This window comes from Gaiella sp. (genome assembly GCF_039915195.1).
GTDB lineage: Bacteria > Actinomycetota > Thermoleophilia > Gaiellales > Gaiellaceae > Gaiella.
Window position 1 is genome coordinate 1 of record NZ_JBDSNT010000042.1, and the last position, 10,226, is coordinate 10,226.

The 10,226-nt window shown below is 67.4% G+C and carries 10 protein-coding genes and 1 pseudogene; 6 read left to right on the forward strand and 5 right to left on the reverse strand.

Annotated features, from left to right (window positions below; translation table 11 throughout):
• Together ABIR74_RS04075 and ABIR74_RS04080 are read left to right on the forward strand one after the other, a co-directional pair.
• Positions 1-201, forward strand: a pseudogene (locus tag ABIR74_RS04075) (hypothetical protein); the annotation flags it as partial.
• Positions 202-304: 103 nt separating this feature from the next.
• A complete protein-coding gene (locus ABIR74_RS04080) occupies positions 305-2,239 on the forward strand; it encodes a hypothetical protein (protein WP_348175341.1) in 1,935 nt (644 codons plus the stop codon).
• Between the two features lie 20 nt (positions 2,240-2,259).
• On the opposite strand, the gene ABIR74_RS04085 is transcribed toward ABIR74_RS04080, so the two are convergent.
• Both ABIR74_RS04085 and ABIR74_RS04090 read right to left on the reverse strand, forming a co-directional pair.
• Positions 2,260-3,096 carry an aminotransferase class IV gene (locus ABIR74_RS04085; RefSeq protein WP_348175342.1) on the reverse strand — a complete coding sequence of 279 codons (837 nt, stop codon included), beginning with the start codon at positions 3,094-3,096 and terminating at the stop codon, positions 2,260-2,262.
• Positions 3,093-4,211: an anthranilate synthase component I family protein gene (locus tag ABIR74_RS04090; protein WP_348175343.1), complete on the reverse strand. Its 1,119-nt coding sequence runs from the start codon at positions 4,209-4,211 to the stop codon at positions 3,093-3,095. The genes ABIR74_RS04085 and ABIR74_RS04090 overlap by 4 nt, the downstream gene beginning before the upstream one ends.
• Before the next feature lie 99 nt (positions 4,212-4,310).
• Between ABIR74_RS04090 and gnd the strand changes: the two genes are divergently transcribed.
• On the forward strand, positions 4,311-5,330 hold the full coding sequence (gnd, locus tag ABIR74_RS04095; RefSeq protein ID WP_348175344.1) for a phosphogluconate dehydrogenase (NAD(+)-dependent, decarboxylating): 1,020 nt from the start codon (positions 4,311-4,313) through the stop codon (positions 5,328-5,330).
• Positions 5,331-5,354: 24 nt separating this feature from the next.
• On the opposite strand, the gene ABIR74_RS04100 is transcribed toward gnd, so the two are convergent.
• The 3 genes from ABIR74_RS04100 to ABIR74_RS04110 are packed head-to-tail and all read right to left on the reverse strand — an operon-like array spanning position 5,355 to position 7,619.
• Positions 5,355-5,609: a hypothetical protein gene (locus ABIR74_RS04100; protein ID WP_348175345.1), complete on the reverse strand. Its 255-nt coding sequence runs from the start codon at positions 5,607-5,609 to the stop codon at positions 5,355-5,357.
• 7 nt (positions 5,610-5,616) lie between these two features.
• Complete coding sequence (locus ABIR74_RS04105) at positions 5,617-6,879, reverse strand: M20/M25/M40 family metallo-hydrolase (protein WP_348175346.1); 1,263 nt, start codon at positions 6,877-6,879, stop codon at positions 5,617-5,619.
• Between the two features lie 20 nt (positions 6,880-6,899).
• A complete protein-coding gene (locus ABIR74_RS04110) occupies positions 6,900-7,619 on the reverse strand; it encodes a tryptophan 2,3-dioxygenase family protein (protein ID WP_348175347.1) in 720 nt (239 codons plus the stop codon).
• Between the two features lie 250 nt (positions 7,620-7,869).
• On the opposite strand from ABIR74_RS04110, the gene ABIR74_RS04115 reads away from it, so the two are divergent.
• The 3 genes from ABIR74_RS04115 to ABIR74_RS04125 form a co-directional block, all read left to right on the forward strand.
• The gene (locus ABIR74_RS04115; RefSeq protein ID WP_348175348.1) at positions 7,870-9,144 is read left to right on the forward strand and encodes a replication-associated recombination protein A; all 1,275 of its coding nucleotides are present in this window, start codon (positions 7,870-7,872) and stop codon (positions 9,142-9,144) included.
• Positions 9,125-9,583: a redoxin domain-containing protein gene (locus ABIR74_RS04120; protein ID WP_348175349.1), complete on the forward strand. Its 459-nt coding sequence runs from the start codon at positions 9,125-9,127 to the stop codon at positions 9,581-9,583. The genes ABIR74_RS04115 and ABIR74_RS04120 overlap by 20 nt, the downstream gene beginning before the upstream one ends.
• A partial coding sequence (locus tag ABIR74_RS04125) for an alpha/beta fold hydrolase (RefSeq protein WP_348175350.1) occupies positions 9,580-10,226 on the forward strand: 647 nt, incomplete at its 3' end. The genes ABIR74_RS04120 and ABIR74_RS04125, both read left to right, overlap by 4 nt.

Consider the following 10,226-nt stretch of genomic DNA (forward strand, 5'->3'; position numbering starts at 1 on the left):
CTCCACCGCACCCTTCGCGACGCCTACGCCGTGCGCGTGTGGGTCGACGCACCCGCTGACGTGCGGCTCGCACGTGCAGTTGCCCGTGACGGCACAGCCGCACGCGCCGCCTGGGTGGAGGTATGGACGCCCTCGGAGGAGCGCTACATCGAGCGCGATCAGCCGGTCGGCTGCGCCCATCTCGTGATCCACAACGCCTGAGACGGGAGGAGCGGATGGCGCCAGCAGGGAGCGTGGAGGTCACTCGCGCGCGTCGCCCAATTGGGGGGTTGTTCGTCTGCCAACACGGCTATACGCTTCCGTTGTGAAGCGATTTCTCGTCGCCGCCATCGCAGCCCTGAGCCTCGTCCTCACTGCGGCACCGGCGCAGGCAGCGGAAACGGTGTATACCGGGCAGTGGCTCTGCGATGACCGTGGGACGATCATGCCGCTCGGCGGGATCGAGCTCCAGCTCTGGCGTCGAGGGAGTCCCGACTTCTTGCCCGTCGAGTGGGTCGGCGGGAAAGATGATGTGCAGTTTGCGAACCCCGATGGGACGTTCTCGCTCCGGGCGACGAACAGCGAGGACAATCACTTCATTCGGATGGCGCTCCGCGACGCTGCCGGCGTGCGGCTCAAGGACTGGATCGGGACCGACGACTGGTCCGTGGACACCGGGGGATATCGCAACAACGTCGCCGAGCAGAATCTCGGCGGCCTCCTGTTCTCGACGCCCGGCCAGTCGCACAAGTGCGCGATCTGGCGTGGCCTCCATCTCGCGCACCGCGACTTCCGTGACCTCATGGGCTTCAATCCGCCATCCGGCGGTCTTCTGATCCAGGCGGATGCTCCCGGCGAAACCCCTCTGACGATGTACACCGAGATCTGGTGGCCCTCCGGGTATGTGACCGGATACAACGGCGGCGGAGACGACACCATCACGCGCCACGAGTTCGGTCACGTGATCCGTCACGGATATGACGGGGACAGCGGCCATTTCCTCGGCGACGTCGTTGCGCACACGTACGCCCGAAGCCACTCTCCCTGTCTCCGTTCGGGCAGCCTGGCGTACGCGTTCAACGAAGGATGGTCCGAGTACTGGGCCCACGAGTACGGTGCCCCGCCAATGTGCGCTGATAGTCCCGCCGACGACTATACGGTCGAGGGCAACGTCGCAGCTGCCCTGGCCGACATCGAAGCTCGGTGCTACGGCGGTAACCGCGCCGCCATGGTCAACGTGCTCCGGTCGAACCCGGGTGTCATCCACTCCTTCCAGCAGTTCCGCGAGCTTGTCTTCTGCCCGCTCCCGCTCCTCCTCGTGCCCCTTCCGCCAATGCCGGCACCCGCGCCCGTAGCGCTCACGCCGGCCCAGCGTGCAGATCTCGCACGCGCCCAGGTACGAGGAGTCAACGGCCAGCTCGGTGAGCTCCGCGCCGACCTTCGCGCCGCCGTGCGCGCGGCGGCCACGCCGTTGAGATGTCCGCGCACGCCGTGTAACGCGGCTCTGCAACGGGCTCTGCTCCCCGCCGTCCTCCGGTCGGAGATTGCTCTCGCCGAGCTCGTCCGGAACTCCGTCGACGACGGTGACACGGCGAAGGAGCAAGCAGGAATGGCGAAGCTTCCCTACCAGCAGCTTCTCGCGCTGCAGAGGGCGAAGGAACGCGCCACCCGCATTCAGGCGGCCAGAATCTCAGCCGACGGCATCCGGGATGCGCTGAAGGCGGGACGTTCAGTCTTTGCGAAGGACAAGAGCGCGATGACGAAGCGGCTCCGAACGCAGCTCGCGTCGCGAATGGCCGCGTTCCGCAAGGCGCAACGTGGAGCCAAGGGAGCACCCGGATTGATTCTCGACCAGGCGATCGCCGATCGCCTGCGGAAGGTTCCTACGAGGCCGTTCCCGAACCCGGAGCCTCCCCCGCCGCCCTGGACGCCGATCCCGATCCTGCCGCCGCCAGGGCCACCGCAGCCAGGTCTCCAGGTGTCGACGCTCACGCTGGCGTGTCCCGCGAACGGCAAGGCGGGTGTATATGCGACCGGCGGCACGCTGACTCCACCGCTCGCGGGAGCTGCGATCGAACTCCACGTCACGCCACCGAACGGTGCGGAGGCGGTTCAGAAGCTCACGACCAACGGCTCCGGCGCATACGCGACCTCGCTCGTCATGCAAACGGCCGGCACGTGGACGATGTTCGCCCGGTTCGCAGGGGACGCGAAGACGCAGCCGGACGACTCACCGAGCTGCCAGACCACGATCACGTAGTCCGCGGACGAACGCCGCCGCTAGCCGAGGGCGGCCCGGCGGAGCGACTCCTGCAACGCCACCGCGGCGAGACCGATCTCGAACGCGTGCCCGTCGATGCCGACGACCGGCATCAGCTCCCGGACTGACGAGGACGTGAAGACCTCGTCCGCCCCGAGAAGCCGCGCGAGAGGATAGACGCCCTGCTCGACCCGGCGGCCCTCGGCTGCCGTGAGTTCCAGCAGCGCCGCTCGAGTCTCGCCGGCCAGGATGCCGACCTCGAGCGCCGGCGTCAGCAGCACGTCGGCCTCACGCCACCAGATGTTGGTCACAGGTCCTTCGAGGACGATCCCGTCGGCATCGACGAACAGGGCATCGTCAGCACCCCGCGATTTCGCCTCTGCCTCCGCGGCCATGCTGACGGCGTAGCTCGTCGACTTCGTCGCCGGAAGGAGCCAGGACGCCGATCGACGCTGATGCACGAGCGATACCAGCCGCTGCCCCCTACCTCGGGCCTCCTCGATCCACTCGGGAATCGTGCTGACGAGCGCAATCGCACGATGCTCACCGCCAGGCGACCCTGGCGTCCAGTAGAGGCGGAGCACCGCGTCGGAGAGGCCCGCATGCTCGAGCGCCATCGCGGCGAGGCTCTCCACCTCTCCGGGATCCGGCGCCTCGAGGCCGATTCTCTCGGCCGATGTCGCGAGGCGAGTGAGATGCTGCTCCAGCCGGAACGGCCGGCCACCATAGACCCGCATCGTCTCGAACGCAGCCCGGCCGCGCGTGAACCCCTCGTCGTCGGCCGTGAGCACGGGTGCGCCGGGATCGACGAGCCCGCGACCGGACACGGCCACCGCTCGCAGCGAGGGCGAGCTCATGCTGCGGCCGCTTTCGTACCCGCGATTGACACGGGGGAACTCCCGGCCTGGGGGACGCGCGGCGCACCGATCGCGCGCAGAAGTGGGTCGGCCTTCACCCACGACTCGTCGATCTCGGCCTGCGGATCGGAATCCCAGACAACGCCACCACCGACCCAGAGGTGGATACGCCCATCCGCGATTGCGAACGTCCGGATCGTCAGTGCGAGGTCGACGTCGCCGTTCCCGTAAACCCGACCGATCGCGCCCATCGACGCGCCGCGACCGACAGGCTCGATCTCGGCGATCAGATCGACGGCCGCGATCTTCGGAGCACCGGTGATAGACCCGCCCGGGAATGTCGCATCGAGGAGCTCCGCGAGGCCGACGCCCTCGCGCAACGTTCCCTCGACCGTCGAGACCATATGCTCGACGCCCGCGAGCGCCCGGGTGGCCATCAGCTCGGGCCAGCGAACGCTCCCGGGTTCACAGACGCGCGCTAGATCGTTTCGCTCGAGGTCGACGATCATCACGTGCTCGGCCGCGTCCTTCACCGAGCCTGCGAGCTCACCCGCTCCTCCCGCCGGGCGTGTTCCCTTGATCGGGCTCGTCCAGACGCGGCTCCCGCGGCGCGCGAGAAAGAGCTCAGGTGATCCCGAGACAATCGTCCAACCGTGGCCCCGGTAGGGCTCTGGATTGTGGGGTGCCAGCACAGACAGGCGGGTGGCGAGCGCGCCCGGATCCCCTCCGAACGGCGCCGAAAGGTGCTGGACCAGGTTGACCTGGTACACGTCGCCGCGCTCGATCGCGCTCCGAACACGCCGAACGGCCTCGGCATAGTCGCCGGCACTCCACGTCTGCTGCCAGCGGCCGATCGCGATATCGTTGCCCGATCTGTTGTCATGACTGGCAAGATACGCCGTCTCCCGGACGGTACAGGCGAGGAGAGGGAGCGGGCACGGCTCCGGCGGCGCGGGGGAGTGTTGCCGCCGAATCGTCGAGGACAGCCCGTAGCCGAGATAGAGATCCGCGATCAGGTGCTCGCCACCCGGGGTGAAGAAGCCCTGCGCCCGAAGCCATCGTTCGAGGTCGTCGAGAGCGCCGCCGGCCTCGTGGATCTCGAGCGATGTCGTCACGCAAGCGGCTCCACGCTCGGAGCTGCGATTCGATCGAGTCCGTACGTCGCACTCATCTGGACGCGTCTGTCCATGAGAGCGAGCGTATAGGCTCCGGGCATGCAGCTCGGGATGGTCGGTCTAGGCCGGATGGGTGCGAACATCGTCCGGCGGCTCATGCGTGACGGGCATACCTGCGTCGTCTACGACGTCAGTCAGGAGGCTGTCGCGACGCTCGTCACAGAGGGAGCGACCGGGTCCGACTCGCTCGACGACTTCGTTGCAAAGCTCGAGGTGCCCCGACGCGCCTGGATCATGGTCCCGGCCGGCGAGATCACCGAGTCGACGGTCGTGGAGCTCGCATCACGCCTCGACGCGGGTGACACGATCATCGACGGTGGCAACTCCTACTACCGCGATGACATTCGCCGAGCCGGCGAGCTCGCCGAGAAGGGGATCCGGTATTTGGATTGCGGCACGAGCGGCGGTGTCTTCGGCCTCAAACGCGGCTTCTGCCTGATGGTCGGGGGCCCCGACCATGCGTTCGCCGAGGTCGAGCCGATCTTTGCCACCCTCGCGCCGGGTGTCGGCGCAGCAGAACGGACACCCGGCCGAACCGGTGACCCCGAATCCGCGGAGCGTGGCTACCTCCACTGTGGCCCCTCGGGCGCGGGCCACTTCGTGAAGATGATCCACAACGGAATCGAGTACGGGATGATGGCCGCCTTGGCCGAGGGGCTCAACATCCTCCACGGAGCCGATGCCGGGCTCCGACCACGGGACAGGGATGCCGAGACCGCGCCGCTCGATCATCCCGAGTTCTACTCGTACACCCTCGACATCCCCGCCATCACCGAGGTCTGGCGGCGCGGAAGCGTCGTCGAGTCATGGCTCCTCGACCTCACGGCCGCCGCGCTCAACGAGTCGCCGGATCTCGACGGCTTCGCCGGCCGCGTCTCCGACTCCGGTGAAGGGCGCTGGACAGCGATCGCCGCTATCGAGGAAGGCGTCCCCGCCGATGTGCTGACCGCAGCCCTCTACTCACGATTCTCCTCGCGAGACGAGGGCCTCTTCGCCAACAGGGTGCTCTCGGCGATGCGCCGCCAGTTCGGCGGCCATCACGAGAAGCCAGCGTCCTAGCGGATTCGGGACACCACTCCCGGATCAGACCTGCGAGGCGTCCTCGTCCTCGAAGTCACCCTGCTCGGCGGCCGCCAGGATCGCCAGAGCCGCATCGACGTCGCCCGCGCTGACGATGATCTCGCGGGCGCCGCCCATGTTCGGAACGCCGTCCCACGAGCCGGCGCCGACGTTCGTGACCCGGTGGGCGCACTTGATCCCTTCCGCCCGCAGGAAGCTACAGACGAGATCGGCCGTAACCTCGTTCGGAACATAGGTGACGCGCACGAGATCGTCCATCAGGGTCTCAGGCCACCAGTGAGAGCACCGCGGCACGCAGCGCATGCACACCGAGCTCGAGATCATCGACAGGGATGCGCTCATCGGCGGAGTGGACGAGCCGAGCAGCGAGCTCGGGATCCATCGACCTCTGCGGGAAAAACCCGTACGCGACGGTTCCGAACGCCTCGCGCATCCAGTGGGAATACGTGAAACCTGCGCAGACGACCGGCGCAAGCCGGGCTCCGGGATCCTGCTCGGTGACCCACGCTTCGAGCGCGGTCCAGAGCGGCGTCACCATCGGTGAGCGGGTACCGCCGTCGCTCTCGAGCCACTCGAGGTCGTAGTCACCCGGGCCGATCGCCGTCCGAATCAGTGGATCGACGTCCGCGGGATGCATACCGGGCGGCAGGCGGCAGTCCACGGTGATGGTGCACTCTGCGGGGATCACGTTGATCTGCTTCGACGCCTCGATCATCGTTGGAGCAATCGTGAACGAGAGCAACGGCTCAATGATCTCGGCAGCGAGCGGGTGCAAGAGCCGGGCCCGATCGAGCGTCTCCTCGAGCGGAGGGCGCTCTCCGAGAACGAGCTCGAGGAACCGCGCCACCTCGGGGATCATCGTCTTCGGTGGACTGTAGCGACCGAGCGCGTCGATGATCGGGGCCGCCTTGACGAGCGCGCTGTCGGCGATCGAGGGGACGGAGGCATGGCCGCTGCGACCGTGGACGCGAACCCGGAACGGAGCGCTCATCTTCTCGCCCGTCGCACAGAGATAAAAGACGTCACCTCCGAAGACACACCGCTCTCCGCCACCCTCGTTGAGCGCGTAGTCGGCCCGGACGAGCTCGGGGTGCTCCTGGACGAGCCACGAGAGCCCGAAGTCCTCGTTGACCTCCTCGTCGGCGGTCAGGACGAGCAGGACATCCCCGGCGGGCTCGAACCCCTCACGCCAGAGCGAGGAGAAGGCGACGGCGCTTGCCGCCACCTGATTCTTCATGTCGAGCGCGCCGCGACCCCAGATCTCGCCGTCGACGAGATCCCCTGACCAGGGATTCCGCGTCCACTCCTCGGCATCCGCACGAACCGTGTCTGTGTGCGCGAGGAAGGCGAGCGTCGGGCCGTCTCCGCCCTTCAGACGGGCGACCAGGTTGAGCCGATCGGGCGTACGTCCGACGAGCTCGCAGGGAATGTCGCTTGCTGCGAGATAGTCGCGCAGCAACTCCGCGGCGATCGTCTCGTTCCCCGGCGGATTGACCGTGTTCAACCGCAGGAGATTCTGCAGAAGCACGGTCGCCTCCTCACGGAGGTTCACCCTTCGGCCTGCGACTTCGCCGTCAACTCGTTGCGGACGTCCCAGAGCTCCTGGTACTCGACGCGATGAATCAGCCGCCCGAGTACTTCCACCGGCGTGCCCTGCGTTCCGATCACGTGCTCACCGATGACTCTCGCGACGACGCGATAGTGCCTGATCCGCCACGTCTGCATCCACTCGTCGAGCTCCATCATCGCCTCGGCCAACTGGTAGAGCTGCTCGTGATCGCGGCCGTGGACGTAGAGGTCGAGGAGCGAGAGCCCTGCCCGCTCACGCGCCGCGTGAAACGCCTCGCCGAGCCGGGCCATGGCGGGACGGAGCGCCTTGACGCCGGGCGAATCGAAGCCAGACCCGTGCCCGAGAACCTTGCGGATCTCCTGGTACTCCCACGGGGACATCTGCTCGAGCATGTCGAGCTGTCCCGTGATGAAGCGCATGCACATGCCTGCGCGCCGGAGGAGACGGAGCGCTCCACTCAGATCGTCGTCACCAACGAGGGTCGCCGCCGCACCCGTGTCGTTCCAGGCCAGCTTGAGCCACAGCTCCGATGATTGATGGACGACCTGGAAGAGCAGCTCGTCCCGGTGCACCCACTCCTCGGGACTCTTCTGGAGCGACAGCAGTTCCTCGCTGTTGAGATACCGTTCATAGTCACTGCGTGCCTCGCCGGGAAGGACTGGCTGGCTCAGCGGGGGTTCCCAGGTCTCCTGTGACATGGCACAGAGCATAGTGCGTGACGGTGGCGTGCTGGATTCTGGATGCCGACCGGCCTTCCGCGGTGCCGAAGAGACCGCTTCCGAACCTCTGTGAGCGCTCGATGCCCTCTGACGGGAAATCGGCGTGAACGACCTCGCCAGCCATTGCTGCTCCTCTCGCGCCTTTTCTCGCCGGCGCAACGCCGTCACCGAGACGCACCACTCGGCACCAGCGATGTGACGTCCCTCTCCCGCGCCCTACACTCACGCCATGACCGATCTCTTCTCGGACGCCGCGTCTGCGCGTCAGAATCAGACCGCGCCACTCCCCCAGCGGATCCGTCCCCGGTCACTCGACGAGCTCGTCGGCCAGCGGCACGTGCTGGCCGAGGGATCTGCCCTTCGCCTCGCGATCGAAGGAGACAGGCCACCGTCGATGATTCTCTACGGGCCTCCCGGTGTCGGCAAGACGACGCTCGCGCGAATCGTCGCCGAGACTACGGGCGCCGAGTTCGAGGAGCTTTCCGCGGTCTCGGCTCGGGTGGACGACGTCCGCGGCGTGCTCCAGCGCGCCCGCGACCGGCTTGGGGCGAACGGGATCAGAACGATCCTCTTCCTTGACGAGATCCATCGATTCAACAAGGGGCAGCAGGACGCGCTCCTCCCGGGCGTCGAGAGCGGCCTTCTGACGCTGATCGGGGCGACGACCGAGAACCCGTATTTCGAGGTCAATGCCGCTCTGCTGTCGCGGTGCGCGGTTGTCGAGCTCGAGCCTCTTTCGGACGAGGAGGTCGCGCGCGTTGTCGCACGCGGCGCAACGGAGCTCGGCATCGGGGTGCCGGCCGACGTCGTCGAGGCGATCGTGCGGAAGGCCGGAGGGGACGCGCGCAGCGCGCTCGGTACGCTCGAGCTCTCCTGGCAAACGGCTACCGCGGAGGGAGCGTCGCTCGAAGCGCGGCACGTCGCTGATGCCGCCCGGAAGCGGCCGCTCCGGTACGACCGCGCCGGCGATCAGCACTACGACATCGTCTCCGCATTCATCAAGTCGATGCGTGGCAGCGACCCCGACGCGACGGTCTACTACCTTGCGGCGATGCTCGAGGGCGGCGAAGACGCGCGTTTCATCGCTCGCCGGATGGTAATTCTCGCCTCCGAGGACATCGGCAACGCTGATCCACGGGCACTCCTTGTCGCCGTCGCTTCCGCGCAAGCCCTCGAGCACGTCGGTTTGCCCGAAGCTCAGCTGAACCTCTCGCAGGCCGCGATCTACCTGGCAAACGCGCCCAAGTCGAACGCCTCGGCAAGCGCGATCTGGGAGGCCCGGGCCGAGGTTCGCGAGCGTGGAATCCAGCCGCCTCCGCCGGCGCTCAGGGACGCCCACTACGCCGGGGCGCGAACGCGAGGCCACGGAGAGGGATACGTCTCACCTCACGACGACCCGACTCGCGCCACCTCCACCTACCTGCCCGCCGGACTCGAGGACCGAACGTACTATGTGCGCTCGGGCAACGGAGAGGAGACGGGTGATGGCAGTCGGGACGGGTGATCGGGCACCGGAGTTCGACCTCGAAGAAGCGTACGACAAGCCGCGCGTCAGCCTGGGAACGTTCAGGGGCAAGCGGAACGTGCTCCTCGTCTTTCACCCGTTCGCCTTCACGGAAGTCTGTCGCGACGAGGCCCTCGATCTTCAGGCAAACCTCGAGTCCTTCGACCATGCCGAAACCGATGTCGTTTTCGTCTCGTGCGACACCTCGGCAGCCCGACAGGCCTGGAAGGAGGAGCTCGGCGCGACATACACATTCGCGTCCGACTTCTGGCAGCACGGCGCCGCAGCGAAGGCCTATGGCGTCTTCGACGATGAGACGGGAGCGCCGAGGCGCGGAACATTCTTGATCGACAAGGATGGTCTGGTGATCTGGTCGCTCGTAAAGGACAGCCGGCGGACGGAGATGGTTCCGGAGTCCCTGGAAGCGCTCGACGGTTGAGGAGGACGCTCCACGTCGAGGCGTGGGGCGATCCCGACGCGCCGCGGGTGATCTGCCTGCACGGCGTCACCGGGCGGGGGGCGGGCTGGCACCGACTCGCCGAGCGGTATCTGGTCGACTACCGGGTTGTCGCTCCCGACCTACTCGGCCACGGCGACTCGCCGCACGAGCCGCCGTGGAGCATCGCTGACCACCTTCACACCCTCGTCGCGACCCTGGGAACGAAGCCGGCTGTGTGGATCGGCCACTCGTTCGGCGGCCGTCTCGCGTTCGAGCTCGCCGCCCGGGAGCCGGAGCTCGTGGAGCGCCTCGTCCTGCTCGATCCTGCGATCCAGCTCGACGCGGAGATCGCCCTGCACGTCGCCGAGCTCGCCCGAGAAGACCGGTCGTACGCGTCGTTCGACGAGGGCGTCGAGCGCCGCTTCGAGGAGAGCGGGCTGCAGCACACCCCGAAAGCGAGCGTGGTTGAGGATCTGGACGGCTTCCTCGTCGCCGACCACGACGGCCGCTGGCGGTACAGATACAGCCAGGCTGCCGTGGTGGCGTCGTACGGTGAGATGAGCAGCGCGCCTCCGCCCTTCGAAGACGTGCGCATCCCGACCCTTCTCGTGCTCGCAGAGGACTCGTACGTCCGCTACGACGA

What these genes read in the sequence shown, in the direction of transcription:
- gnd (WP_348175344.1), top strand. Translation starts at nt 4,311, where the DNA reads ATGCAGCTCGGGATGGTCGGTCTAGGCCGGATGGGTGCGAACATCGTC.
- ABIR74_RS04100 (WP_348175345.1), bottom strand. Translation starts at nt 5,609, where the DNA reads ATGGACGATCTCGTGCGCGTCACCTATGTTCCGAACGAGGTTACGGCC.
- ABIR74_RS04085 (WP_348175342.1), bottom strand. Translation starts at nt 3,096, where the DNA reads ATGAGCTCGCCCTCGCTGCGAGCGGTGGCCGTGTCCGGTCGCGGGCTC.
- ABIR74_RS04110 (WP_348175347.1), bottom strand. Translation starts at nt 7,619, where the DNA reads ATGTCACAGGAGACCTGGGAACCCCCGCTGAGCCAGCCAGTCCTTCCC.
- ABIR74_RS04120 (WP_348175349.1), top strand. Translation starts at nt 9,125, where the DNA reads ATGGCAGTCGGGACGGGTGATCGGGCACCGGAGTTCGACCTCGAAGAA.
- ABIR74_RS04115 (WP_348175348.1), top strand. Translation starts at nt 7,870, where the DNA reads ATGACCGATCTCTTCTCGGACGCCGCGTCTGCGCGTCAGAATCAGACC.